Annotated in this window: 23 protein-coding genes and 3 tRNA genes; 13 read left to right on the top strand and 13 right to left on the bottom strand. The window is 42.9% G+C overall.

All coding sequences use genetic code 11. The annotated features are described in order from the left end of the window. Window positions 1-209: 209 nt before the first annotated feature. Genes zwf through ACHUFW_RS07120 form a run of 4 tightly spaced genes read left to right on the top strand, consistent with a single transcriptional unit; the run spans window position 210 to window position 4,891 of the window. Window positions 210-1,682 carry a glucose-6-phosphate dehydrogenase gene (zwf, locus tag ACHUFW_RS07135; RefSeq protein ID WP_394201797.1) on the top strand — a complete coding sequence of 491 codons (1,473 nt, stop codon included), beginning with the start codon at window positions 210-212 and terminating at the stop codon, window positions 1,680-1,682. A gap of 12 nt (window positions 1,683-1,694) precedes the next feature. Then, window positions 1,695-2,393 carry a 6-phosphogluconolactonase gene (gene pgl, locus ACHUFW_RS07130; protein WP_394201796.1) on the top strand — a complete coding sequence of 233 codons (699 nt, stop codon included), beginning with the start codon at window positions 1,695-1,697 and terminating at the stop codon, window positions 2,391-2,393. Between the two features lie 9 nt (window positions 2,394-2,402). Beyond that, the gene (edd, locus tag ACHUFW_RS07125) at window positions 2,403-4,229 is read left to right on the top strand and encodes a phosphogluconate dehydratase (protein ID WP_394201794.1); all 1,827 of its coding nucleotides are present in this window, start codon (window positions 2,403-2,405) and stop codon (window positions 4,227-4,229) included. Between the two features lie 20 nt (window positions 4,230-4,249). Continuing rightward, window positions 4,250-4,891, top strand: coding sequence for a bifunctional 4-hydroxy-2-oxoglutarate aldolase/2-dehydro-3-deoxy-phosphogluconate aldolase (locus tag ACHUFW_RS07120; RefSeq protein WP_394201792.1), 642 nt, complete (start codon window positions 4,250-4,252; stop codon window positions 4,889-4,891). Between the two features lie 53 nt (window positions 4,892-4,944). Here ACHUFW_RS07120 and ACHUFW_RS07115 read toward each other — a convergent pair whose 3' ends face one another. From ACHUFW_RS07115 to eco, 3 genes are all read right to left on the bottom strand, one after another. Further along, window positions 4,945-5,772, bottom strand: coding sequence for a GGDEF domain-containing protein (locus ACHUFW_RS07115; RefSeq protein WP_394201790.1), 828 nt, complete (start codon window positions 5,770-5,772; stop codon window positions 4,945-4,947). Continuing rightward, complete coding sequence (locus ACHUFW_RS07110; RefSeq protein WP_394201788.1) at window positions 5,772-6,029, bottom strand: hypothetical protein; 258 nt, start codon at window positions 6,027-6,029, stop codon at window positions 5,772-5,774. Before ACHUFW_RS07110 ends, ACHUFW_RS07115 begins: the two co-directional genes overlap by 1 nt. Window positions 6,030-6,226: 197 nt before the next feature. Then, window positions 6,227-6,787, bottom strand: a complete 561-nt coding sequence (gene eco / locus ACHUFW_RS07105; RefSeq protein ID WP_394201786.1) for a serine protease inhibitor ecotin — start codon at window positions 6,785-6,787, stop codon at window positions 6,227-6,229. A 339-nt stretch (window positions 6,788-7,126) separates the two neighbouring features. On the opposite strand from eco, the gene ACHUFW_RS07100 reads away from it, so the two are divergent. Then, complete coding sequence (locus tag ACHUFW_RS07100) at window positions 7,127-8,155, top strand: GGDEF domain-containing protein (protein WP_394201784.1); 1,029 nt, start codon at window positions 7,127-7,129, stop codon at window positions 8,153-8,155. Window positions 8,156-8,246: 91 nt separating this feature from the next. Here the strand turns inward: ACHUFW_RS07100 and ACHUFW_RS07095 are convergent, their stop codons facing one another. The 5 genes from ACHUFW_RS07095 to ACHUFW_RS07075 all read right to left on the bottom strand — a co-directional run bounded on the left by ACHUFW_RS07095 (window position 8,247) and on the right by ACHUFW_RS07075 (window position 12,915). Continuing rightward, window positions 8,247-10,940: a bifunctional acetate--CoA ligase family protein/GNAT family N-acetyltransferase gene (locus ACHUFW_RS07095; RefSeq protein ID WP_394201782.1), complete on the bottom strand. Its 2,694-nt coding sequence runs from the start codon at window positions 10,938-10,940 to the stop codon at window positions 8,247-8,249. A 159-nt stretch (window positions 10,941-11,099) separates the two neighbouring features. Then, window positions 11,100-11,176, bottom strand: a tRNA-Val gene (locus ACHUFW_RS07090). Window positions 11,177-11,185: 9 nt separating this feature from the next. Then, window positions 11,186-11,262: transfer RNA gene (locus ACHUFW_RS07085), tRNA-Met, on the bottom strand. Between the two features lie 16 nt (window positions 11,263-11,278). Continuing rightward, window positions 11,279-11,355, bottom strand: a tRNA-Val gene (locus ACHUFW_RS07080). Between the two features lie 189 nt (window positions 11,356-11,544). Next, a complete protein-coding gene (locus ACHUFW_RS07075) occupies window positions 11,545-12,915 on the bottom strand; it encodes an MATE family efflux transporter (RefSeq protein WP_394201780.1) in 1,371 nt (456 codons plus the stop codon). Window positions 12,916-12,948: 33 nt separating this feature from the next. Here ACHUFW_RS07075 and ACHUFW_RS07070 point away from each other — a divergent pair, with 33 nt between their 5' ends. Continuing rightward, window positions 12,949-13,563, top strand: a complete 615-nt coding sequence (locus ACHUFW_RS07070; protein ID WP_394201778.1) for a riboflavin synthase subunit alpha — start codon at window positions 12,949-12,951, stop codon at window positions 13,561-13,563. Window positions 13,564-13,846: 283 nt separating this feature from the next. On the opposite strand, the gene ACHUFW_RS07065 is transcribed toward ACHUFW_RS07070, so the two are convergent. From ACHUFW_RS07065 to ACHUFW_RS07055, 3 genes are all read right to left on the bottom strand, one after another. Beyond that, complete coding sequence (locus ACHUFW_RS07065) at window positions 13,847-14,047, bottom strand: CPXCG motif-containing cysteine-rich protein (protein ID WP_394201776.1); 201 nt, start codon at window positions 14,045-14,047, stop codon at window positions 13,847-13,849. After that, window positions 14,047-14,787 carry an SDR family oxidoreductase gene (locus ACHUFW_RS07060; protein WP_394201775.1) on the bottom strand — a complete coding sequence of 247 codons (741 nt, stop codon included), beginning with the start codon at window positions 14,785-14,787 and terminating at the stop codon, window positions 14,047-14,049. Before ACHUFW_RS07060 ends, ACHUFW_RS07065 begins: the two co-directional genes overlap by 1 nt. Before the next feature lie 165 nt (window positions 14,788-14,952). Next, window positions 14,953-15,204 (bottom strand): hypothetical protein, encoded by a 252-nt coding sequence (locus ACHUFW_RS07055; protein ID WP_394201774.1) that lies wholly within the window; start codon window positions 15,202-15,204, stop codon window positions 14,953-14,955. A 306-nt stretch (window positions 15,205-15,510) separates the two neighbouring features. Here ACHUFW_RS07055 and thrS point away from each other — a divergent pair, with 306 nt between their 5' ends. From thrS to rplT, 4 genes are all read left to right on the top strand, one after another. After that, complete coding sequence (thrS, locus tag ACHUFW_RS07050; protein WP_394201772.1) at window positions 15,511-17,439, top strand: threonine--tRNA ligase; 1,929 nt, start codon at window positions 15,511-15,513, stop codon at window positions 17,437-17,439. Window positions 17,440-17,442: 3 nt separating this feature from the next. Further along, on the top strand, window positions 17,443-17,985 hold the full coding sequence (gene infC / locus ACHUFW_RS07045) for a translation initiation factor IF-3 (protein ID WP_394202251.1): 543 nt from the start codon (window positions 17,443-17,445) through the stop codon (window positions 17,983-17,985). A gap of 86 nt (window positions 17,986-18,071) precedes the next feature. Beyond that, the gene (gene rpmI, locus ACHUFW_RS07040; protein WP_011865828.1) at window positions 18,072-18,266 is read left to right on the top strand and encodes a 50S ribosomal protein L35; all 195 of its coding nucleotides are present in this window, start codon (window positions 18,072-18,074) and stop codon (window positions 18,264-18,266) included. A gap of 18 nt (window positions 18,267-18,284) precedes the next feature. After that, window positions 18,285-18,644 carry a 50S ribosomal protein L20 gene (gene rplT / locus ACHUFW_RS07035; protein WP_028775125.1) on the top strand — a complete coding sequence of 120 codons (360 nt, stop codon included), beginning with the start codon at window positions 18,285-18,287 and terminating at the stop codon, window positions 18,642-18,644. A gap of 113 nt (window positions 18,645-18,757) precedes the next feature. Here the strand turns inward: rplT and trxB are convergent, their stop codons facing one another. Continuing rightward, window positions 18,758-19,708, bottom strand: coding sequence for a thioredoxin-disulfide reductase (gene trxB / locus ACHUFW_RS07030; protein WP_394201771.1), 951 nt, complete (start codon window positions 19,706-19,708; stop codon window positions 18,758-18,760). Between the two features lie 143 nt (window positions 19,709-19,851). Beyond that, a complete protein-coding gene (gene ald, locus ACHUFW_RS07025) occupies window positions 19,852-20,967 on the bottom strand; it encodes an alanine dehydrogenase (RefSeq protein WP_394201769.1) in 1,116 nt (371 codons plus the stop codon). A gap of 180 nt (window positions 20,968-21,147) precedes the next feature. On the opposite strand from ald, the gene lrp reads away from it, so the two are divergent. The 3 genes from lrp to lolA all read left to right on the top strand — a co-directional run bounded on the left by lrp (window position 21,148) and on the right by lolA (window position 25,017). Continuing rightward, window positions 21,148-21,651 (top strand): leucine-responsive transcriptional regulator Lrp, encoded by a 504-nt coding sequence (gene lrp / locus ACHUFW_RS07020; protein ID WP_394201767.1) that lies wholly within the window; start codon window positions 21,148-21,150, stop codon window positions 21,649-21,651. 197 nt (window positions 21,652-21,848) lie between these two features. Continuing rightward, complete coding sequence (locus ACHUFW_RS07015) at window positions 21,849-24,344, top strand: DNA translocase FtsK (RefSeq protein WP_394201765.1); 2,496 nt, start codon at window positions 21,849-21,851, stop codon at window positions 24,342-24,344. A 46-nt stretch (window positions 24,345-24,390) separates the two neighbouring features. Then, window positions 24,391-25,017 (top strand): outer membrane lipoprotein periplasmic chaperone LolA, encoded by a 627-nt coding sequence (gene lolA / locus ACHUFW_RS07010; protein WP_394201764.1) that lies wholly within the window; start codon window positions 24,391-24,393, stop codon window positions 25,015-25,017. Window positions 25,018-25,019: the final 2 nt, after the last annotated feature.

The raw sequence follows: 25,019 nt of genomic DNA, 5'->3' as shown, positions 1-25,019 counted from the left end.
TATGATCCAATTACTAGTTAAAGTTTGTACTAGATATAGTAATTTAATCACAAAAAGCATATCAGATATTGACCGCTTGTTGCTAGTTTACAAAACAGCGTTTTTTTATAAAATTTAGATGCAATTAACAAATTCTGTTGTTATATTACAACAAACATGTGAAAACCTCATTGAAATGTGGACACAGCGAAATAGGAGATTTAGCAGCTATGGGCATAACAACACCAGAAGCCAAAGCTTGTGATTTTGTGCTATTCGGTACCAAGGGTGATTTGGCTAGACGTAAGTTGCTGCCTTCGCTTTACCAATTAGATAAAGCGGGTTTGTTAAACGATGAAACTAAAATCTTGGGCGTCGCCAAAGATGCATTTACTCAAGAAGAATATCAAGAGCTAGTCAGCACCGCCTTAAACAGTTTTGTCAAAGAGCCATTGTGTGATGAAACTTTGCCTCGATTCATGAAACGCTGCATTTACATAGGCACTAACTTTACCGATGCTGCAGGCTACGCCGCTTTCCATGATGTATTAGAGCCAGAAAAGCGAGTTATGGTAAATTACTTCGCCACTCCGCCTGCTATTTTTGGTGATATCTGCCGTTGTTTACACGAACAAAACCTCATTTTCCCTGATACACGCGTCGTCCTCGAAAAGCCCATTGGTTCAGATCTCGCTTCTTCTAAAGTGATTAACGATCAAGTTTCAGCTTACTTCAACGAGAATCAAGTTTACCGAATTGACCATTATCTCGGTAAAGAAACAGTACAAAACCTAATTGCCTTGCGTTTTGCTAACTCATTGTTTGCCTCTAAATGGGATAACCGTACCATCGACCATGTACAGATCACCGTGGCTGAAGAGGTGGGTATTGAAGGGCGCTGGGGCTACTTCGATAAAGCCGGTCAAATGCGTGACATGATCCAGAACCACTTATTACAAGTGCTTACCTTGGTTGCGATGGACCCACCAGTAAATCTTGATGCAGACAGTATTCGTGATGAAAAAGTAAAAGTGCTTAAATCACTGCGCGAAATCAATTCTGACAATATCTATGAAAACACCGTACGTGGTCAATACTCTTCAGGATTTCTAAAAGGTGCGCCAGTACCTGGTTACCTAGAAGAAGAGGGCGCTAATACTCAGTCGAATGCTGAAACCTTTGTTGCTTTGCGCGTAGATATTGATAACTGGCGTTGGGCTGGCGTTCCATTCTACTTACGCAGTGGCAAACGCATGCCAACTAAGAGCTCTGAGATTGTGGTTTATTTTAAAAACCCACCACATAACTTGTATCGTTCTAGCTATCGCAATCTTCCACCGAATAAGTTAACTATTCGCCTCCAACCTCATGAAGGGGTTGAGATTCAAATGATGAACAAGGTACCTGGACTCGAGCAAAAGCAGCGCCTTCAAACAACCAAACTGGATTTGAGTTTCTCCGATACCTTTAAAAACGATCGTATTGCCGATGCTTATGAGCGTTTGTTATTGGAAGCAATGTTGGGTAACCAAGCACTGTTTGTTAGACGTGATGAAGTTGAACAAGCTTGGAGCTGGGTAGATGGCATTATCCAGGCATGGGAACAAAGCAATGAGAAACCTAAGCCGTATCCTGCAGGAAGCTGGGGTCCAGTAGCATCAGTTGCTTTGATAGCAAAAGATGGCCGTTCTTGGGATGAGTAGAGGATTATTGCAATGATTAAAGAATCTGTATTCAAATCTTTTGACGATAAAGCTGCATTAGAAACCCAGTTGGCTAAGCGTATCGCTGGACAGTTACAAGATGCAATTGATAGCCGTGGTAAAGCAAGCCTGGTGGTTTCAGGTGGCTCAACACCTTTACAGCTTTTTAAACTGTTAAGTAAACAAGCAATCGAGTGGAAAGATGTCTGCATCACATTGGCCGATGAAAGGTGGGTTGATGCAGAAGCTGACGATTCTAACGAAAAACTAGTTAGAGCGCACTTGCTGCAAAATTTTGCAAGTAGTGCCAAATTTACTGGTTTGAAGAATATGTTTGCTTCCCCTGAAGAGGGCTGTGCGATGGCCGTTGAGCAATTGGGTCATTTCCCAAAGCCTTTTGATGTGGTGGTACTCGGAATGGGTAATGATGGTCACACCTGCTCATGGTTTCCATGTTCTAAAGAAATTGATGAAGCACTAACGACATCGTCATTGTGTGTTGCAGTCAACCCAGGTGCAGCGCCACACCCGAGGATTTCTCTATCAAAGTCGGCGATTCTTGCTAGTCGACAAATCTATTTACATATCGTGGGTGAGCAGAAGCTGACTGTTTACCGCCAAGCGCTAGAAAATGAAGATGCGACGTCGATGCCAATACGCGCCGTATTGGCTCAGCACAAAACCCCTGTCGACGTATATTGGAGCGCTTAAGGAGATAACATGCACGCAGTAGTACAAGCTGTCACTGACAGAATTATTGAACGAAGTAAGGAATCGCGCGCGAAATACCTTGCAGCCATGAATGAAGCCCGATTAAAGGGTGTGCATCGTAGTAGCTTAAGCTGCGGTAACCTTGCTCACGGTTTTGCTGCGTGTAGTCCAAGTGAAAAAAGTGCCATTCGAGGTTTAACCAAGGCCAATATCGGCATTGTAACCGCCTTCAACGACATGTTGTCAGCGCACCAACCTTACGGCGAATATCCTGACTTGCTAAAGGCAGCTTGTGCTGAAGTTGGTAGTGTTGCACAGGTTGCTGGCGGTGTGCCAGCAATGTGTGATGGCGTTACCCAAGGTCAGCCAGGTATGGAGCTAAGCCTACTTAGCCGTGAAGTCATCGCTATGTCAACGGCGGTAGGCTTATCACACAATATGTTTGATGGCGCATTGCTACTGGGGATTTGCGATAAAATCGTTCCAGGCTTGTTGATAGGCGCATTAAGTTTTGGCCATTTGCCTATGCTTTTCGTACCAGCAGGTCCGATGAAGTCAGGCATTCCCAATAAAGAAAAGGCACGCATTCGCCAAAAGTTTGCCCAAGGGCAAGTTGATCGCGAAGCGCTACTAGAAGCCGAATCCAAATCATACCATAGTGCGGGTACTTGTACTTTTTACGGTACCGCTAATAGTAACCAGTTAATGCTAGAAGTGATGGGGTTACAGTTACCTGGCTCTTCTTTTGTTAATCCCGATGATCCACTGCGAGAAGCGTTAAATAAGACCGCGGCGACGCAGGTATGTCGCCTAACTGAGTTAGGTACCCAATACACGCCAATTGGTCAAATTGTGAATGAAAAGTCAGTTGTTAACGGTATCGTAGCGTTACTCGCGACGGGTGGTTCAACCAACTTAACCATGCACATTGTCGCTGCCGCAAGAGCAGCTGGAATCATTGTTAACTGGGATGATTTCTCAGAACTATCAGATTCAGTCCCGTTACTCGCCCGTGTATACCCTAATGGTCACGCTGATATTAACCATTTCCACGCCGCAGGCGGCATGGCGCTGTTAGTTAAGGAACTATTGGATGCGGGTTTGCTGCATGAAGATGTGGATACAGTTGCAGGACCTGGGCTACGCCGTTATACCCAAGAGCCGCGCTTAATTGATGGTGCATTGACTTGGGTTGATGGGCCTACTGCCAGTTTAGATGCTGAAGTACTCACAACTGTAGCAAAGCCTTTCCAGGCAAATGGTGGCCTTAAGCTGCTTAAAGGTAACCTTGGCCGCGCCGTGATTAAGGTATCGGCAGTGCAAGAGCAACATCGCGTTGTTGAAGCCCCCGCCATAGTTATTGACGATCAAAATAAACTCGACGCGCTATTTAAAGCCGGTGAGTTAGATAAAGATTGTGTGGTTGTGGTTAAAGGCCAAGGGCCTAAAGCGGTCGGTATGCCCGAGCTACATAAGCTCACGCCAATTCTTGGTACTTTGCAAGACCGTGGTTACAAGGTGGCATTGTTGACAGATGGTCGAATGTCAGGTGCATCAGGAAAGGTACCAGCGGCAATTCATTTAACACCAGAAGCGTTAGATGGTGGCTTAATTGCCAAAGTACAAAATGGCGATTTAGTCAGAGTTGATGCATTAACCGGTGAGCTTACTTTGTTGGTAGACGAGCAAGAAATCGCTAATCGCGTAGCAGAGCAAGTTGATTTACGCAGTACAAGTTATGGAATGGGACGTGAGCTATTTGGTGCGCTACGTTCAAATTTAAGTAGCCCAGAGACGGGCGCTCGCTGCACTTCTGCAGCGGATGAAATTTATTAATTTAGAGGAAGAATAACGCAATGGTTGAGAATAACTGGTCAATACAGCCACAGGATATTTTTAAGCGAAGCCCAATTGTTCCTGTAATGGTGATTAATAAAATCGAAGATGCCGTTCCACTAGCTAAAGCGCTAGTTGCTGGCGGGATTAGTGTACTAGAGGTGACTTTACGTACGCCGTGTGCGCTTGAAGCAATTACTAAAATTTCAAAGGAAGTACCAGAGGCTTTAGTTGGGGCAGGTACTATCTTGAATGAAGAGCAGTTACATCAAGCCGTGGAAGCGGGCGCTCAGTTTATTATTACCCCCGGTGCAACAGTCAACCTGTTAAAAGAGGCAATGAAGGGTAAAGTGCCATTGATTCCTGGTGTAGCGAGTATTTCTGAAGTGATGGAAGGTATGAGCTTAGGATATAGCAACTTTAAGTTCTTTCCTGCTGAAGCATCTGGTGGTGTTAATGCACTTAAAGCGTTTTCAGGTCCATTAGCTAACGTACGCTTCTGTCCAACAGGTGGGATCACGCCAAGCAGCTATAAAGACTATTTGGCGCTTAAGAATGTTGATTGTATTGGTGGTAGTTGGATTGCACCCACTGATGCAATGGAGCAGGGCGATTGGCAACGTATTACCGACTTGTGTAAAGAAGCGATTGCAGGGATCTAACCCTAAGTTAATCATTCAAAAGGCTGCTTCATGCAGCCTTTTTTCTTTGTCGACTAAGCCGTTTGTTGGCTTAGTTTAATACAGTTTCTACCTGCTTCTTTGGCTTGATATAAGGCTTTATCTGCCTTAATTAATAACCCTTTCAGACCATCAATTTTATGTTCGCTACTGGCGACTCCAAAGCTAGCAGTGCACTGAAGTATTTGTTCATCATCAATCATGATCTGCGAAATGGCAATTTCTTTGCGCATTCTTTCCGCGGCAGTTTTAGCGTCTTCAATTGATGTGTTTGGCATGGCTATCACAAACTCTTCACCGCCAATACGGGCACAAAGGTCGTGTTCTCTACAAATTTTTCTCAGGGTTTCAGTGACATGAACTAGGCACTTATCACCGACAAGATGTCCGTACTTATCATTGATATTTTTAAAGAAATCTAGATCAAGCAATACCAAAGAAAAGGGACGGTTATGTTTAGCTGCTTGCTCGTACAGAGAGTTTCCAGCATCAAAGAAATGATGTCGATTTGCTAAGCTGGTTAATGCATCTGTACTGGCTTGTTTAATCAATCTTTGTTCATGATGGTCAATTTGCTTGGCAAAAAGATAAAGTACCACAATCACTTCTAACATAGTAAACAGCACTACGGATTGGTAAATAAGTCCGTTCATTTGTTCACTTAATACAATCAATGGATTGGGGTTAGGCGTATTCTCACAGACGAAGAACAAAATCATTGCCACTAGGCTTAATGCTATCTGCTCTTTACGTTCTTTGAGTTGGAACAGTATAAATGCGCCGGTAGGCACAAGAAAATAATACAGATGAAAACCACTTTCATTAGTGACGTAAAAATTGGTACAGACCCATAGATGAACCATTAATACGACAAAAACCAGATTTTTGCAATTTTAGCTTGTCTGATTGCGGTCAGCAGGTTTGTACCTGCATAAGCGATGGTAAAAATCAGGTTAATCAGTCCAACCGTTTGATTACCAATGACTATTAAGTAATTTAATGAGTACAGCAATGAAATGAATACCGTGATTAAACCGATAACATTGGTTGTACGTATACGACTGGCAGCAGCAAATGGCAGTTCTGTAGCGCCTTTGTTTATTATTGTTTTTAATATCATTGGTGTGAAGCTAAGGTTGCAGACTTGTAAGCATTACCATGAATTCTGCTAAGGATCGCCTATTAAAAGCCGTGATTTAGTCTTCAGAGCAGCGGATTAACAAGATCGCAATCTTGCGAAATAAGCTTAGAAAGCGGGTAAAACAGAAAGTGGACCACTTTTTTATAAGGGGTGATTAAAGAGGTCCACCAATGGCCTTACTCGCTGTAGTGGTATTGGTTAGTAGTTTGCCATACTTTGTAACGTAACTGCGCGTCTTGTGGGATATAGAAAACTTTTGGGAGACGGCTATCATAATCAATTGTTAACGACTGTGTTGTGGTAACAAAAGCACGCTTGCTACTTCCTTCTGGGCATGCCATTAAGGTAGAAGGACCTTGGGTGAGCGTATCGACCTGATAATAACTATATCCCCAACCCTGAACAGTATGTTTATCTATGCTGCCAGCCAATCTAGCGCGATTACAGTCTTGCATCTGCCACTTACCGATTTCAAATTCGATTTTTAAACCAGTTTCATTGGTTTTAGCTGGCAAAGTGACAATGACCTGTTTCATACCATCTGCAGGTTTCGGATACATTTTCGACTGTTCATGACTTTGGTAGTTGTCAACAGTGTAGGTATTGATGGTTATCATGTTTGCTCCTTCAGCGGCAGGCTTTGTCGGAGATGTCGCGTGTGCAGCCAAGGCAAAGTTAGCGCCAATTAAAACCAAAATTGATGTTAGCTTAAAAGTGTTGGTTAGTGATCTTTTCATAATTAATACTCTCTAATTGGGTGTCGCTGTATTGTTGTTACTGGTATAAACGCGGTGGGTTGCAAAAAGGGTTATTTATTTTAATTATTTTTTTTATAGCGACTTTTAATCGGCTAAAGGGAGATTAACAAGCCTTAAATGTCATCATTTAGTCTTAAGGCAAAGGATAGCTATTGTCCTTTTGACTAATTACATTGTTTTGTTCTGGTTTGCTGTTTATTTGTACAAAAATGCTGGCAAGCAACTTTTTGTTATGCTTATATAAACTCTATACCTTTGGGCAGGTGCACTGAGTAAGTACTCTAGCCTAAACTCACATCTAGAGCATGGCGATCATATATGAATTTAGCAAAGCATATATCTGATACTGAACTATCCGCAAAAATCTTAAGACATGCCGTTCCGCAAATGTCTGAACTCAACATTCCAGTCACTCCCGATAATTATGCCGTGTGGTATGAATATTACCGTGGCGTTAATTTGGACTTAAAAAGAGCCATAGATGGGCTATTAGCTAATGGCGTGACCTTTACTGAAGAAGTGAATGCCGGATTACACAGTAACTTTGTACAGGAAAAGTCACCCGAAGTGATTGAGAATGTGCAAATCGAGACTCAGTTATTAATTAATAATCTGATCAGTAAAATCGCCCAATTAAGTCAAGGTACTGAAACACTCAATGCGTCTTTATCTGGGGTACAAGAAGAACTATCGCATTCACCGGATGAAGCAACGCTAATGCGATTGATAGATGGGTTAGCAGAAGAGGTCAACTCCGTTATCAGTAATAATGCTGAGATGGCGCAAAGTCTAAAGGCGATGGATGAGGAGGTCAGCTCGTTAAAGTCTGAAATGGAAAATCTAAACTTAGCGGCGATGACTGATCAACTTACTTCCTTGCATAATCGTCGGGCTTTTGAAGAACAAGTTTTGGGGCATATTCAGGATTTTCGTAAGAAAGGGTTAAATAGTAGTTTACTGATTGTTGATATTGATCACTTTAAGTCTTTTAATGATACCCATGGTCATGTGGTTGGCGATAAAGTGCTAGCTTATATTGCGCTGGCGCTTAAACATGGTGTTAGAGGCGAAGATTTTGTTGCTCGTTACGGTGGCGAAGAGTTTGTGTTGCTGTTACCAGACACTAACCATTCAGGCGCCTTGGTTGTTGCTGAACAGCTCAGGCAAAAAATTGCAGATAAAAAGCTCACCATCGGTAAAGATAAAAAGTTATCTCTTGGCAATATTACAGTGTCAATTGGCGTCGCTAGCTTAAAGTCTGACGATGATAAAGAGAGTTACTTTGTACGGGCAGATGAAGCCTTGTATCGGGCAAAATCAGCAGGCCGGAATTGCGTTATGGGCTAGCTTATAGGTTAAACAGAGCAATAAGTTGACAATATTGCAGCCTTATTCCGGCTATAAAGATCGTGAAGATAGCCGGAATATAAGCTAATAATTAAGACGTCAAGTCCATGTCCATTCTAATAAGTTGCTCTTCCATATCAAAGGTAACCGTAAACCCAAGGCGTTTAGCAAGGCTTGCCATAGAACGGTTTTCAAACATGGTGAAACCACTTAGCTTTTGAGTATCATTGTCTTTGTAGTAATTTATTAGCTTCTCTAGCAATAATTTACCAAGCCCTTGTCCTTGATGGTCGCTACGTACCGCCATGGCAAACTCTGCTTCTGTATTGTCAGGATCAATGGATGCCCTAATAGCACCTAAGGTGATCTCATCTCCATCTTCTTGTTTTGCGGTAGCAATAAAGGCCATTTCCCTTGCATAATCAATTTGGGTCAGGACAGCCATCTCTTCATGAGTCATTTTAGAGCGCACGCCAAAATAACGTTTATAGCGGTCTTCATCACTTAAGCTATTATCAAACGCCAAGTGTTTAGGTTCATCTTCAGGCAGGATAGGGCGAAGCATGATTTTGTCGCCGTTTTTAAGTTCGGCTTCTTGTTCTAGCTCTTTTGGGTAAGGTTGAATGGCTAAGCGATTATTGTTGTCGTCGATAGTATCGTGAAGCTGAATATTTACGTCGAGTAAAGTCACCTTTTCACCAGCACATAATACGGGATTAAGATCTAAACTGGCGATTTCAGGACAATCGATAATCAGGTGGCTCAATTGGGTCAACATCACACACAAAGAATGCATGTCTAAACCTAAAGGAAGGTGTCTGTCTTTCAATTTATTGGTTTTAAGCGCTTGAATCACCATGTACCTTGCCAAAGTCATGTTTAATGGCGGCAGGGCAACTGCGGCGTCTTTGGTTGGCTCCCATTCAGAGCCGCCTTCTCCTAATAAGATTGCTGGGCCAAATACCGGATCGTTTATCACTGCAACGCGGATCTCCTGTGCACCAGCCGTTAGCGCCATCTTTTGAACAATCACGCCTTCTATGCGCGCGTGCTCATTCAATTCTTTCACTCTAGCAATAATACTGTCTGTAGCATGGGCTACTTCATCTGCATTGGCTAAATTTAGCATCACACCGTGAACATCGGATTTGTGGTGAATATCGGGTGATTGAACTTTAATCGCGACTGGAAAACCAATTGTTTTTGCAAGTGAAACTGCAGCTGGTGCATTGTCTGCAAAATGCGTTTCTATAGTTGTTAATCCATAAGCTGCTAGTATCTGGCTTGCTTCGTGAGTCTCAAGAATTCGTCTGCCTTTACTATGGGCACTTTGCAACAACGAGCGCGCGGTTTGACTATCGGTTGGAATGTGTTGGGTGATTGATTGTGGTACTTCCTGCAACAGCTTTTGGTTTCTGCGGTATTCAACCATGTGCATAAAAGCGCCGACTGCCCCCTCGGGTGTACGATAGGTTGGTATGCCAACTTGGTTAAAATGTTTACGTGCTAGATAGGATGAGTCCTCACCGCTCCAGTTGGTTAAAATGTTAACTCGGTTGCGATTTGGATGGGTCGCTATCATGGCTGATATTGCCTCAGCGATGTCGACACTGTCACCAATTGCTGATGGGGAGTGAAGTACCAAAATAGCGTCGGCTATTTGGCTATCCATCAAAATCTTTAACGCTTCAGTATACCTTTTGGCATCTGCATCACCACCAATATCAACGGGGTTTTGCCCGGACCAGGTCGAGGGTAACAATGTGTTAAGTTTGTCATAGGTCTCAGTGTCTAACGTGGCGTTCTTTCCGCCTCCTAACATCAATTCGTCTAACGCAAGAACAGCAGGGCCGCCACCATTAGTGACAATAGCCAAGCGTTCCCCCTGCAATGCCGAGGAGTGTGCTAGCGTCTCTACCGCTGCAAATAGTTCGATCAAATCGTTGACGCGCAGCATACCTGCTCGGCGAAATGCGGCTTCATAAACGGCGTCGTTTCCAACAACTCCCCCCGTATGCAATTTCGCTGCATCGGTGCCTTCGAGGCTACGGCCAGATTTGATAACCAGTATGGGCTTGTTGCGTGCTGCCGCTCTGGCTGCCGATAAAAAGTGCCTCTTCTCGTTTATCGAGTCGATATACAACATAATGGCACTGGTTTTACTATCACGCCCCAAATAGTCCAATAGCTCATCAAAATCGATATCTGTTGCATCACCAAGAGAAATGAAAGATGAAAATCCAATGCCTTTGTTATTGGCCCAATCTAAAACTGTGGTGCAGATAGCAGCGGATTGTGACACAAAGGCGATTTTGCCTTGATGGGCGTTGCTATGGGCAAGACTTGCGTTGAGTCCAAGGGTAGGGAGGATCATCCCTAAACTATTTGGCCCGAGTAGTCGCATGCCATATTTTTTAGCGTGCTGCTTAGCGAGTGTTAAGCAGTCAATACCAGCACTATCAATTTCTTGGGCCATGCCTGACGCGTTAATAATGGCGACTTTACAACCAAATTGTGCCAGTGTTTCTACTATGTTCGGTACGCGGTGTGCTGCGGTACAAATAATTGCAAGATCAGGTATCAACGGCAAAGATTCAATATTTTGATAGGCCAATACACCTTGAACAGCTTGATACTTGGGAGTAACCGGCATGATAGGACCGGAGAAGGTGCCAGCTAATAAGTTTTTCATTATTACATAGCCAGCGCGCCTATGAGTATTTGAAGCGCCGATGATAGCGATAGACTTAGGGTTGAATAAGCTATTCAGGGTTCGTTGACTCATCTAGTACTCCGATCAAATACATGGCTAAGTCAGTGTACAATAAAGAAAAACAAAATGATGCTATAAAGCGAAGTTATGCGACCAATGGATAGGTTATTTACAGACTATTTCTTGGAAATGAGGTGCAAAAAAACCAGCAATTATGCTGGCTTAATAATATGGTACAACCGAGTGGATTCGAACCACCGACCCCCACCATGTCAAGGTGGTGCTCTAACCAACTGAGCTACGGTTGTATTATATATTGGTTGCGGGAGCCGGATTTGAACCGACGACCTTCGGGTTATGAGCCCGACGAGCTACCAAACTGCTCCATCCCGCGTCCGATATGACGTTAATGGTACAACCGAGTGGATTCGAACCACCGACCCCCACCATGTCAAGGTGGTGCTCTAACCAACTGAGCTACGGTTGTATTGTTTAACGCTGTTCTTGCATCTGTGCTTGAGAACGAGCGCTATATTACGGGATACAGCGCCCGTTGCAAGTAAAAATATGAAATTTTGCGATCAAATGGCTATTTGATGTGCAAGTTGATTCCATATCCGCCAAATTGGATTGCACTTAGGTATCAATACGCTATGACTAATTTAATTTAGACGAGTTAATCATTTTCAATTAAACGATGACCAAGCTGTTCAGACTTTTGAATGTAACCTAAGCGAATGGCAAACATCACTGCAGCACTGGTTAAACCGGCAATTAACCCTATCCAAAAACCATGAGCTCCCATAGCAGGGACCAATATGTCTGTCATAGCGAGCATATAGCCCAACGTCATGCCAATAAACCAATATGAAACTAATGTGATATACAGCGCGCTACGGGTATCTTTGTATCCGCGAAGCGCGCCGGCTGCAACCACTTGAATGGAGTCAGACAGCTGATAAAGGGCCGCTAAAAACATTAAACTACCTGCTAGCGTGATAACCTCAGGATTATCGTTGTATAACAAGGCGATCTCGGTTTTGAATACCACAGTTATAATGGCGGTAATGGCGGCTAATGAAAATGCCAAAATTAACCCCACTTTTGTCACTAACTTGGCAATGATGAGCTTATCTTGTCCAAGATAGTAGCCAACCCGAATTGATACCGCGATACCAATAGAGAGTGGCAACATGAATACGATAGATGAAAAGTTAAGTGCGATTTGATGGCCTGCGACCACATTGGCACCTAATGGTGCAAGTAACAGCGCAATGATGGCAAACAAGCTAACTTCAAAGAATAAAGCCATTGCAATAGGGAACCCATGCTTGGTCATGGTCCATATTGTGCCCCATTTAGGTTTGTGAAAAGCGCTAAATGGTGCAAGCTCGGCAAACTTTTTATGCAGTTGCATATAAATAACCATGGCCAAAAACATTGCCCAAAAAACTAATGCGGTAGCAATGCCACAGCCAGCGCCGCCCATCGCAGGCGCACCAAAATGGCCATTAATAAAAATGTAGTTAGCAGGAATGTTAACCGCTAACCCAACAAAACCGATGACCATGGTCGGCAGAGTATAGGAAATACCTTCGGCACAGCCACGCAATACTTGGTACAACACAAAAGCAGGTACACCCCACATAAAGCCATGTAAATATTGCTCACTCAAGTTAGCCAAATCTTCGTCGAGGGCCATCATTTTAAAGATATCGCCTGAAAATGTGAGGAAAACTAGCACACCTAGGCTTCCCATTATGGCAATATAAGCTGCTTGAAAGGCTAATGGTTGTATTGCTTTTTGATTATTAGCGCCGTGTTCGTGGGCAAATACCGGTGTAAAAGCGATAAGTAGCCCCTGTACAAAAAGCAGTGCTGGCAACCACAAGCTGGTACCAATGGCCACAGCGGCCATATCCACAGCACTGACTCGACCAGCCATGACAGTGTCGATAAAGCCCATCATAGTCTGCGTAACTTGGGCGATAAGTACAGGTAAAGCTAGCTGTACCAATTTTTTGGCCTGAAAGCCGAATTGATTCATGAATATAACGCCTTAATAGAGCGAGTTAAAAATATGTTTACAGGTATTGTTCAAGCCACATGTCGAGTGGCGGCGATTACACAGAAAAACGGTCTAAACACCATTGAGGTTTTCTTGCCAGCTGAATTAAGAGAGGGATTAAAAACAGGGGCGAGCGTGGCTAATAACGGTGTTTGTTTAACAGTGACAGCTATCGAGGATGATAGGGTGTTTTTTGATGTAATGGAAGAGACCTTGAGTGTGACAAACCTCTCAAATCTAACAATTGGTAGTGAGGTGAATATTGAGCGCTCTTTAAGTTTCGGAAGTGAAATCGGTGGCCATATTTTATCTGGTCATATCCACACCCAAGCGAATGTCAAAAAGTTGAGCGTCACTGAGCATCACCATAATCTTTATTTAGAAGTCGCGCCTAAGTGGATGGCGTATATTCTCTATAAAGGCTTTGTTGGGGTAAATGGCTGCAGTTTGACCGTTGGTGAAGTTACTGAAACAGGATTTTGGTTGCACCTTATTCCTGAAACTTTGGCGTTAACCAATTTAGACTCAGTTAAAGTCGGCCAAGGGCTGAATATTGAGATTGACAGTCAAACCCAAGCAATTGTTGATACGGTTGAGCGTGTGCTTGCCAAACGAAACTTAGTATAAAAATCATTCTATGGCCCGAGTTTACATGACTTGGCCATTAAGCCAGTTAGCCTGTAATTACGATAAAAGAACAGGTTAACTGGTTTATTAACGGGGCTAAAGCGGATCTAACGCCCACGGTTAACGTGTCTAGCCATCTTTTTTGCTTCTTTTTTGCGTCCTTTTTGTGTCTTAGCGTATTTATTTATAGATCAAACTGGCGCTAATTTTATCTCGCTGTCAATCACCTTTATCATCTAAGTGGCTAATTTTATTAACTAATATAAGCGCCCAATATAAAGGATTAGTAATACTGTTCATCGTCATCATCGATAAAAATGGTGAGTTTTTGGTGCACCCTGTCTAAGTGGGTTCGAAAGTGGATCGGGTTACAGCAAATTTTACAATCTTGGTAATATTCTTGATCATTGCCACTTGTATCTATATCTACATGTTGATGATGTCCACAATGTGGGCAACTTATGGTTTTATTGATCAGTTTCATTAGACTGCTCCTTGGTAACCCACTGCGCTTCTGCCACCATCGACATTAATCACTTGCCCCGTTATGTATGGCGCTTGCACTAAAAACATCACCGCATCGGTAATATCTTTAACGGTGCCGGGCTTACCCAATGGGATTGAGTTAACTACCTGACTGATTTGTTCATCGCTACCTTCTTTTGGCCAAAGAATCGCGCCTGGCGAAACCCCATTAACTCGAACGTCAGGGGCTAACTCTTGAGCGAGAGTTAATGTCGCCATTTTCAAGCCAGCCTTTGAAATTGAGTATAGTCCATGACCAGCTAAAGGTTTGTCTCCATGGATATCAATTAAGTTGACAATCGCGCCCTGTTGTTGGCCTATTACCTGACTTAAACCCGATGCTAATGTTATTGGTGCAACAAGATTTACCGATAAAACATCATCTATTTGTTGTTTAGCAAGCTGCTTCATGTCATTGGGGTAAAACACGGATGCATTGTTTATTAGGACTGCAAGATCTGGATAGTGTGCGTTAACATGCTCGATGAGTCGCTGAATGTCGTTTGGGTCAGCGAGATCCGCTTGAGTAGTCGCTGCGGAATCGGGTCTTATGCTGTTTAGACTTGTCGCTAGGCGATGTGCAGCATCGCCATTATTGTTGTAATGAACGATGACATTATATCCGTGTGCATGGAGCTGTTGGCATAGGCTTTTACCTATACGCAGCGCGCCGCCAGTGATTAGCGCCCAAGTTGGCATGATGACCTCACTAATTGATGTAACCTAGTGAAGATGCTACCACACCTTTAGCCATTTACTTGAAATGGTAATTCGTTGTAGAAGAAGTGATTGGAATTTGCACTAAGCGCCGAGTGTACCTCGCTTTAGTGCGCTTAAGTTCAATATCCTTAATTAGCTGTCTGATTAATCAATTACCATCACCACTTCTGCAGGTGTTGCTGACGGGGAAGGAGAGGCGAGTTCTACCAATAAATCCATTTGTTCGCCTATTGCATGGTCTAACTCTAGCCACAGTTCGCCCGAGTATATGTGCTTATCATCGAGTGTTTCTTGGACATTGCTCTCTACTAGTGCAGTTTGGTGTTTTGCTTGCTCAAGCAATTCTGTATTTTGACTATTAATTAAGGCGCTCGTAAGAATCATCGTATTCAACATAACTATTAATCATACAATTTATCAATGATGGTGGTGATTGTGCTGACTTTAGTTGACAACAAAATGACAAAACGATGAGTAAATTATGAACTTAGTTAACGTATCCTGATGGATACAGCTAACACTATGGATGCGGGATAAAGCTGAGATAAGCGCTTGCCTAAACGTGGTTAGATCCCTAGAATGTTGGGTTCGCACTTTGGAATATCAAAACTCGAGTATGTTTTGCTCCATAGACGCGACACACACTTAAATACATTACCAAGTGGCCCTACGTAGGGGTCACCACTGGATAAAGGAAATTTCATGCCTGTAATTACACTTCCCGATGGCAGTAAGCGCGAATTCGCCAACGCTGTTTCTACATACGATGTTGCCGCTGATATTGGTCCTGGTCTTGCTAAAGCTTGTATCGCTGGACGAGTAAATGGTGAGCTAAAAGATGCTTGTGACCTAATTGCTGAGGACGCAGAACTTTCAATCATTACCGCTAAAGATGAAGACGGTGTTGAAATTCTTCGCCATTCTTGCGCACACCTATTAGGCCATGCAATCAAGCAACTTTGGCCAGAAACCAAGATGGCTATTGGTCCTGTTATTGATAACGGCTTCTATTATGACATCGACTTAGAGCATAAGTTGACTCAAGAAGACATCGATGCATTAGAAAAACGTATGCTGCAGCTTGCAAAAACAAACTATGCAGTCGATAAGCGTGTAGTTTCTTGGCAAGAAGCGCGTGATACATTTGAAGCGCGCGGCGAAGAATATAAAGTGGCGATCCTTGATGAAAATATCAGTAAGGATGATTCGCCAGCACTTTATCATCATGAAGAATACGTAGATATGTGCCGTGGTCCACACGTGCCTAATATGAAGTTTTGCCATCATTTTAAATTAATGAGTGTAGCTGGTGCATACTGGCGCGGTAATTCTGACAACAAGATGCTACAGCGCATCTACGGTACAGCATGGGCTGACAAAAAGCAGCTTAAAGCGCATCTAACCCGTTTAGAAGAAGCGGCGAAGCGTGATCACCGTAAAATTGGTAAAGCATTAGATTTATTCCACTGGCAAGAAGAAGCGCCGGGAATGGTCTTTTGGCATGCTAATGGTTGGAGTCTGTTTAAAGACTTAGAAGCCTTTATGCGTGGTCAATTAGATAAATATGGCTATGAAGAAGTACGTGCTCCGTTGATTCTTGATGTCGGCATGTGGGAAAAGTCAGGTCACTGGGATAAGTATGGTGACATGATTTTCTCAACCGAGTCAGAAAAACGTACCTACGCCGTTAAACCGATGAACTGCCCAGGTCACTTACAGATCTTTAACCAAGGTCTTAAGTCTTATCGTGACCTACCTTATCGTATGGCAGAATTCGGTTTAGTACACCGTAATGAGCCATCGGGTTCATTGCATGGACTGATGCGTGTTCGTTCTTTCACTCAAGATGATGCTCACGTATTTTGTACTGAAGAACAAATACAGCAAGAAGTTAGTGCATGTATTGAAATGGTCTTCGATACCTACAAAACATTTGGTTTTGAAGAGATTGAAATTAAACTTTCAACGCGTCCAGAACAACGCGTTGGCAGTGATGAAGTATGGGATAAATCAGAACAAGCACTTGCTGATGCGTTAACCGCTAACGGGCTTAAGTATGAAATCCAAGAAGGTGAGGGCGCATTCTATGGCCCGAAAATTGAATTTACTTTACACGATTGCTTAGGTCGTGAGTGGCAATGCGGTACGATTCAATTAGACTTCTCTATGCCTGGCCGCTTAGGCTCAAGCTTTATTGGTGAAGACGGCGAACGTCATATTCCGGTAATGATCCACCGAGCGATTCTCGGATCGCTAGAACGTTTCATCGGTATTTTGATTGAAGAGTACGCTGGTAAATTCCCAACTTGGCTTGCGCCAACGCAAGCAGTTGTGATGAATATCACAGATAAACAGTCAGATTATGTAGATGAAGTGGTCAATTTGTTCAAAGAACAAGGAATTCGTGCATCGAAAGACTTGAGGAATGAGAAAATTGGCTTTAAAATACGCGAGCACACGTTAAGGCGTGTCCCCTATTTATTGGTCGTTGGTGATCAAGAGATGGAAAATAGGGAAGTTGCGGTGCGAACACGTGACGGCGTTGACTTAGGTAAAATGCGAATCGATGATTTCGCTGCTAAAGTCAAACAACAAATTTCGCTCCGTAGTCTCAATTTGTTGGAGGATTAGGTCATAAAGATCAAAAAAACAGCAGGACGCCAGGCGGCTGCAAATAGAATTAACGAACTTATTACCGGCGTATCAGAAGTACGTTTGAACGGTTTAGACGGTGAAACTATTGGTATTGTTAGTATCAGGGAAGCACAAGACCTAGCTGATGAAGCGGGTGTAGATCTTGTGGAAATTAGCCCTAATGCTGAGCCACCTGTATGTCGCATAATGGACTACGGAAAGTTCCTATTTGATAAGGCTAAGGCCCAAAAGGAACAAAAGAAGAAGCAGAAACAGATACAGGTGAAGGAAGTTAAATTCCGTCCCGGTACTGATGAAAACGACTATCAGGTAAAACTACGCAACCTGAAGCGTTTTCTTGATGACGGCGACAAAGCGAAAGTAACGCTGCGTTTCCGTGGTCGTGAGATGGCTCACCAAAGCTTAGGTATGAATCTTTTGAATCGTATCAAAGACGATTTGGTTGAGTTAGCAGTGGTGGAGTCTTTCCCTAAAATGGAAGGTCGCCAAGCTGTAATGGTTCTTGCGCCGAAAAAGAAATAGTAGGGCAACCAGAAAAGTAGCAGGGGTCTTTTAAGGTCTCTGCTCGCCTTGCGTTTTATTAATTGTCCCAATGCGGAGTTTTAGCAATGCCTAAAATGAAAACAGACAAGGGTGTACAAAAGCGTTTTAAGAAAACCGCTAATGGTTTCAAGCGCAAACAAGCCCATTTACGTCATATTTTGACCAAGAAGAGCACTAAGCGTAAACGTCACTTACGTGCTAAATGTTTAGTTGCAAAGTCTGATGTGCCAGCAATCGCACGTCAACTACCATACGCTTAATTAGAGGAGTAAAGAACAATGCCTAGAGTTAAGCGTGGTGTAACCGCTCGTGCTCGTCACAAGAAAGTACTTAAATTAGCCAAAGGTTATTACGGAGCTCGCTCTCGTACTTACCGCGTTGCAGTTCAAGCTGTAACTAAAGCTGGTCAATATGCTTACCGTGACCGTCGTCAGAAGAAACGTCAATTCCGTCAACTATGGATTGCACGTATCAATGCGGCTTCTCGTCAAAATGGTCTGTCTTACAGCCGTTTCATCAACGGTCTGAAAAAGGCGTCTATCGAAATCGATCGTAAGATTTTGGCAGATATCGCTGTATTCGACAAAGTTGTTTTTGCAACTTTAGTTGAAAAAGCAAAAGAAGCACTAGCTAAGTAATTAGTTATTGTGACTGATTGAAAGGGACCTTTGGGTCCCTTTTTTTATGGCTGACAAATTCGATAAATAAAAAAAGCGAGCATAGGCTCGCTTTTGAAGTATTTTAAGATGATTTATTTAGCATCTAAGTATCTTTCTGCGTCGAGAGCGGCCATACAACCGGTCCCCGCAGAGGTAATAGCTTGGCGGTAATGTTGGTCCATAACATCACCAGCAGCAAATACACCTTCAATGCTGGTTTGGGTCGCATTACCTTCTAAACCACTTTGGACTTTAATATAGCCATGGTTCATTTCTAGTTGGCCTTCAAACATTTGCGTGTTTGGTTTGTGACCAATAGCAACAAAGACACCCATTACATCGATTTCTTTAATGCTGCCATCTTTAGTGCTTTTCATCTTTAAGCCGGTCACACCCATATCATCACCGACAACTTTATCTAAGGTGTTGTCTAGATGGAGAATGATATTGCCATTCTCGACTTTATCCATCAAACGCTTGGTTAAGATCTTTTCACTGCGGAAAGTATCGCGACGGTGAATAAGGTGTACTTCTGAAGCAATGTTGCTTAGGTAAAGCGCTTCTTCTACGGCAGTGTTACCACCACCAATAACAGCAACTTTCTGATTACGATAGAAGAAACCATCACATGTAGCACATGCAGATACACCTTTACCTTTAAATGCTTCCTCTGATTCAAGACCAAGGTACATGGCAGATGCACCGGTTGAAATGATTAAAGCATCACAAGTGTATTCGCCACTGTCGCCTTTTAGCTGGAAAGGGCGCTGTTGAAGATTCACTTCATTGATATGATCAAACAGAATTTCTGTTTCAAATTTTTCGGCATGCTTTTGCATGCGTTCCATTAGCGCTGGGCCAGTTAAATCGTCGGCATCGCCTGGCCAGTTTTCAACTTCTGTTGTGGTGGTTAATTGACCACCTTGCTGCATGCCTGTTATCAGAACAGGCTTTAAGTTAGCTCGAGCAGCGTATACCGCAGCAGTATAACCTGCTGGGCCAGAGCCCAAAATTAGTAAATTACAATGTCTAGCTTGGCTCATTATTTTCTCCGTGCCTTTAGCGAATTGCAGCGATTGTAGGAAATTTAGCTGGAAGGGTAAAGGCTTGGCTATATATTCTTTTAGATTAAGCTAATCGAAAAAAGGGAGCTTAGAGCTCCCTTTTACAAATCAACATAAAACAATTAGTTAAGTAAAATTGTTGGCTCTACAAATTCAAAATCTAGTGCTTCAGCAACTTCTTTACAGGTTACTTTACCGTGCATTACGTTAAGACCATTAAGCAGGTGTTTATCTGCCAACAATGCTTTACGGTATCCAAGGTCTGCTAGTTTAATAATGTACGGTAAGGTCGCATTATTAAGGGCAAAGGTTGAAGTACGAGCAACAGCACCAGGCATGTTAGCAACGCAGTAGTGAACAACGTCATCAACAATATAGGTTGGATCTTGGTGAGTTGTTGCATGTGAGGTTTCAATACAACCACCTTGGTCAATCGCAACGTCAACAATTGCGGCACCCGGTTTCATGTTAGCAATATGCTCTTTAGTCACCAGTTTTGGTGCTGCTGCACCAGGAACAAGTACACCACCAATAACAAGATCGGCTTCTAAAACATGCTTTTCAATTGCATCAGCAGTTGAGTAAATCGCTTTAACTTTATTGTCAAACTGAGCGTTTAAGCGACGCAGTGCATCAATACTGCGGTCTAGAATAACGACATCAGCACCAAGGCCAACGGCCATTTGAGCTGCGTTAGTTCCTACCATACCGCCACCGATAATAACGACTTTAGCAGGCTCTACGCCTGGTACACCACCAAGCAACATACCACGGCCAGCCTTAGATTTTTCTAGAGCCATGGCGCCAGCTTGGATAGACATACGACCAGCAACTTCAGACATTGGGGCGAGTAGGGGTAGCGCTCCGCGATCATCGGTTACTGTTTCATAAGCGATACAGACTGCACCGCTTTTAATTAAATCTTCTGTTTGAGGTAGGTCAGGGGCTAGGTGCAAATAGGTAAATAGCAATTGGTCTTCACGTAACATAGCACGCTCAACTGCTTGAGGTTCTTTTACCTTCACGATCATTTCTGATTTTGCAAATACTTCAGCAGCAGTGTTTAAAATAACTGCACCTACATTGACGTAATCTTCATCACTAAAACCGATACCTGATCCCGCATTGGTTTCTACAAAAACTTCATGACCTTTCGCTGTTAGTTCACGAACGCTTGATGGAACCATGCCTACACGATATTCGTGGTTTTTGATTTCTTTAGGTACACCAATTATCATCTTCAAGCCTCAAATTGCATAAAAACCCATGATTTCTGGGTCAAATTGTTATTTTGTCGTGTCCTGAACGTGATTGTTTCAGGGAAATCTAGTATAGTATCAGTTCAGCAGTTAATGCTGCTGAAGTTTTGACATACGTAGCAATAAATATTGTTTTAGTGATAAAACAAGGTTAATAATATGGTTAATAATAAAAAGAGTCCTATAAAAGACTTAGATCGTATAGATCGTAACATACTTAATGAATTGCAAATTGATGGTCGCATTTCCAATGTAGAACTTTCAAAGCGAGTAGGGCTAAGTCCTACACCTTGTTTGGAAAGGGTTAAAAGACTTGAGAAACAAGGTTATATCAACGGTTATACTGCACTAGTGAACCCGCATTTCCTCGGCGCTTCACTACTCGTATTCGTTGAAATTACGCTCAATCGTGATACAGCAGAAGTGTTCGATAAGTTCAACCGTGCAGTTCAGTTACTTGATGACATTCAAGAGTGTCATCTTGTATCAGGCGATTTCGACTACTTGTTGAAAACGCGTGTATCTGACATGTCAGCATACCGTCGTCTATTAGGTGAAACGTTACTAAAATTACCTTCTGTCTCCGACACCCGTACATACGTGGTAATGGAGGAAGTTAAGCAAACTAATAAAGTCGCGATAAATGTGACATTAGAATCTTAATTTTCTTTTGTAGTAATAAAAGGAACCTAGCGGTTCCTTTTTTTATGCCTGTCAGATACTTGTAGGTTTAGTTTGTTTATTCCGCAATCAGTTTTTTTATTGATTAAATTGTTGTCATGTCAGGTTAAACCACTGCACATTTTTGGGCTTTTTTGGTATCTTTAGCCTACCTGTCATTTATTTACTGTGGTTTTCGTTTGTCTAAGGGAAATAGTGTTAAAACCTTGAGCGGAGTGCAACGCCTTCTAGAAGGCGGTCTTATCGTGTGCTGCATGCTCGCAACCTATGTTTTATTGGCATTAAGTAGTTTTCACTCTTCAGATCCAGGTTGGAGCCAATCAAATTTCGATGGTGAGATACAAAATGTCACCGGCGCGGTAGGCGCTTGGATGGCTGATGTGTTGTTTTATATGTTTGGCTACACCGCATACATTATTCCCATTGTGATGGCATTAACGGGATGGGTATTGTTTAAACGTACCCATAAACTTCTTGAAGTTGATTACTTTTCTGTAGGCTTAAGATTAATAGGCTTTTTGCTAATCATTTTTAGCTTGGCAGCGCTTGCAAGTATGAATGCCAATGACATTTACGCTTTCTCGGCAGGTGGTGTTTGCGGTGATGTCATTGGTCAAGCAATGTTGCCATATTTTAATCAACTCGGTACCACACTACTGCTTTTATGTTTTGTCGGAGCTGGGTTTACCTTATTAACTGGAGTGAGCTGGTTAACCGTTGTTGAGCTAACTGGGTTTGCCACTATTTGGTTAGTTAAGGCTATCATCGCCTTACCACAACGATTTGATAGAGAACCAGAAACGGAAGATACCCGCGGTTTTATGTCTGTTGTCGATAAATTTAAAGAGAAGCGAGAACAACGTAAATTAGAAAAACAAGCAGAGCAATCGCAACCAGATGACTTTGAAACGGATGAACAACCCGTTGATGTGGCTGAATTCACCCAAGGACGAGTAAAAGAAGTTAATGACAGTGAGCAGCGAGTTGAGCCAACGCTTGATATTAATGTTGACGACAATTTAACGGACGAAGACAGTAGCATCGATTTCAATGAAGCGCAGTCAAGTGGTGCAAAACCGACAGACAACAAGCCAAACAAACAACAAGATAAGGCTAAAATCGTTGATGGAATCGTGGTACTGCCAGGTAGTGAGAACGAAGCACCTGCTAAACCTATAACACCATTGCCTGAAATTTCTCTTTTAGATGTGCCTAACCGTAAGAGTAACCCGATAAGCCAAGAAGAGCTCGATCAGGTCGCTCGTCTTGTTGAAGCCAAGCTCGCTGATTTTAATATTGTAGCCAAGGTCGTTGGGGTGTTTCCAGGCCCAGTGGTAACCCGTTTTGAACTTGAGCTTGCCCCAGGGGTTAAAGCGTCAAAAATTACCAACTTGTCTAAGGACCTAGCCCGCTCACTTCTTGCAGAGAGTGTGCGCGTCGTTGAAGTGATTCCAGGTAAAGCTTATGTGGGTCTTGAGTTACCAAACAAATTCCGCGAAACGGTGTTTATGCGCGATGTCCTAGATAGTCAGGCTTTTGCTGATCACTCTTCACATTTAAGCATGGTGTTAGGTCAAGACATATCAGGTGAGCCTGTCGTGGTTGATTTGGGTAAAATGCCACATTTGCTAGTTGCAGGTACGACAGGTTCCGGTAAATCAGTGGGTGTAAACGTGATGATCACCAGCTTGCTGTATAAGTCTGGCCCCGAAGATGTGCGTTTTATTATGATTGACCCCAAAATGTTGGAGCTTTCGGTGTATGAAGGCATCCCACATTTATTGTGTGAGGTCGTGACTGATATGAAAGAAGCTGCAAATTCATTGCGTTGGTGCGTAGGTGAAATGGAGCGGAGATATAAATTAATGTCAGCATTAGGCGTACGTAACCTTAAAGGTTATAACGCAAAAATTAAGCAAGCCAAAGACAATGGTGAGGTGATTACTGATCCATTATGGCGCTCAACTGATGGCATGGAAGAAACCGCTCCCGAGCTTGATAAGCTACCGTCAATTGTCGTTATTGTTGATGAATTTGCCGATATGATGATGATTGTCGGTAAGAAAGTTGAAGAGCTCATCGCCCGTATTGCGCAAAAAGCCCGTGCGGCAGGTATTCATCTGATTCTTGCCACGCAGCGACCTTCAGTCGATGTTATCACAGGCCTAATTAAAGCGAATATTCCCACACGTATGGCATTCCAAGTCTCATCGCGTATCGATTCGAGAACCATTTTAGACCAGCAGGGAGCAGAGACGCTTTTAGGTATGGGTGACATGCTTTATTTACCGCCAGGTACTAGTGTCCCTATTCGAGTTCATGGCGCGTTTATTGATGACCATGAGGTTCATGCTGTAGTGGCAGATTGGCATGCTCGCGGTAAACCACAATATATCGATGAGATTTTACAAGGCAGTGCAGAAGGTGAACAGGTGCTTTTACCCGGCGAGGCGCCGGTATCTGATGAAGACACAGATGCGTTATATGATGAGGCTGTCGCGTTTGTTACCGAAACCCGCAGAGGCTCAATATCCAGTGTGCAGCGCAAATTTAAAATAGGTTATAACCGCGCCGCTAGGATTATTGAACAAATGGAAGCTGCCGGCGTGGTGAGTCCACAAGGACACAATGGCAATCGTGAGGTTTTAGCACCTCCGCCGCCTAAAGATTTTTAATAGAATTCCATCAATAGGGCGCTTTTAACGCCTATGAGGACCCCAAATGAAATATTTAGTAAAAGGCTGTGTAGTATTACTACCAATGCTTTTTTCTGGGCAAATACTTGCTGATGACGCACAAGCGTTAAAGAGTAAACTTGCAACCCTTGATACGCTGCAGGCTAAATTTGAACAAACTGTTACTGACGTCAATGATAAATTAATACAACAAGGGCGTGGGGTGTTTTCTTTGGCCGTTCCCAACCAGTTTTATTGGCATCTACAACAACCTGATGAATCTCTGATTGTAGCCGACGGCACTGATGTTTGGATTTACAACCCATTTGCTGAAGAGGTTTCTGTGTTAGATCTTAATGACGCAATCAATGCTTCACCGATTGCGTTGCTAGTGCATCGTGATGAAGCGACTTGGCAAGGCTACCAGGTGAATCAACAGGGCAGCTGTTTTGACATTAAGCCGAAATCAATTGATGCGTCAGTGGTGAAAGTGTCGGTTTGCTTTGAAGATGAAACACTTGCAAGTATGGCGCTTGAAGATCAACAAGGTAATTTAAGCCAGTTTGTGTTAGCGCAACAAAGTCCAATAACTGATGCAGAACGAAATCGTTTTCACTTTGTGGTACCTGAAGGCGTTGATATCGACGATCAACGTTTAAAGTCAGTGGATTAATC

The organism is Shewanella waksmanii, assembly GCF_043643685.1.
GTDB lineage: Bacteria > Pseudomonadota > Gammaproteobacteria > Enterobacterales > Shewanellaceae > Shewanella > Shewanella waksmanii_A.
Note: the sequence above shows the minus strand (reverse complement) of the source record. Positions and strands in the feature narration are given on the sequence as shown.

Bases quoted from the DNA above. Each gene is read 5' to 3' on its own strand.
- zwf (WP_394201797.1), top strand. From the start codon at position 210: ATGGGCATAACAACACCAGAAGCCAAAGCTTGTGATTTTGTGCTATTC.
- pgl (WP_394201796.1), top strand. From the start codon at position 1,695: ATGATTAAAGAATCTGTATTCAAATCTTTTGACGATAAAGCTGCATTA.
- edd (WP_394201794.1), top strand. From the start codon at position 2,403: ATGCACGCAGTAGTACAAGCTGTCACTGACAGAATTATTGAACGAAGT.
- ACHUFW_RS07120 (WP_394201792.1), top strand. From the start codon at position 4,250: ATGGTTGAGAATAACTGGTCAATACAGCCACAGGATATTTTTAAGCGA.
- ACHUFW_RS07115 (WP_394201790.1), bottom strand. From the start codon at position 5,772: ATGGTTCATCTATGGGTCTGTACCAATTTTTACGTCACTAATGAAAGT.
- ACHUFW_RS07110 (WP_394201788.1), bottom strand. From the start codon at position 6,029: ATGATATTAAAAACAATAATAAACAAAGGCGCTACAGAACTGCCATTT.
- eco (WP_394201786.1), bottom strand. From the start codon at position 6,787: ATGAAAAGATCACTAACCAACACTTTTAAGCTAACATCAATTTTGGTT.
- ACHUFW_RS07100 (WP_394201784.1), top strand. From the start codon at position 7,127: ATGAATTTAGCAAAGCATATATCTGATACTGAACTATCCGCAAAAATC.
- ACHUFW_RS07095 (WP_394201782.1), bottom strand. From the start codon at position 10,940: ATGAGTCAACGAACCCTGAATAGCTTATTCAACCCTAAGTCTATCGCT.
- ACHUFW_RS07075 (WP_394201780.1), bottom strand. From the start codon at position 12,915: ATGAATCAATTCGGCTTTCAGGCCAAAAAATTGGTACAGCTAGCTTTA.
- ACHUFW_RS07070 (WP_394201778.1), top strand. From the start codon at position 12,949: ATGTTTACAGGTATTGTTCAAGCCACATGTCGAGTGGCGGCGATTACA.
- ACHUFW_RS07065 (WP_394201776.1), bottom strand. From the start codon at position 14,047: ATGAAACTGATCAATAAAACCATAAGTTGCCCACATTGTGGACATCAT.
- ACHUFW_RS07060 (WP_394201775.1), bottom strand. From the start codon at position 14,787: ATGCCAACTTGGGCGCTAATCACTGGCGGCGCGCTGCGTATAGGTAAA.
- ACHUFW_RS07055 (WP_394201774.1), bottom strand. From the start codon at position 15,204: ATGTTGAATACGATGATTCTTACGAGCGCCTTAATTAATAGTCAAAAT.
- thrS (WP_394201772.1), top strand. From the start codon at position 15,511: ATGCCTGTAATTACACTTCCCGATGGCAGTAAGCGCGAATTCGCCAAC.
- rpmI (WP_011865828.1), top strand. From the start codon at position 18,072: ATGCCTAAAATGAAAACAGACAAGGGTGTACAAAAGCGTTTTAAGAAA.
- rplT (WP_028775125.1), top strand. From the start codon at position 18,285: ATGCCTAGAGTTAAGCGTGGTGTAACCGCTCGTGCTCGTCACAAGAAA.
- trxB (WP_394201771.1), bottom strand. From the start codon at position 19,708: ATGAGCCAAGCTAGACATTGTAATTTACTAATTTTGGGCTCTGGCCCA.
- ald (WP_394201769.1), bottom strand. From the start codon at position 20,967: ATGATAATTGGTGTACCTAAAGAAATCAAAAACCACGAATATCGTGTA.
- lrp (WP_394201767.1), top strand. From the start codon at position 21,148: ATGGTTAATAATAAAAAGAGTCCTATAAAAGACTTAGATCGTATAGAT.
- lolA (WP_394201764.1), top strand. From the start codon at position 24,391: ATGAAATATTTAGTAAAAGGCTGTGTAGTATTACTACCAATGCTTTTT.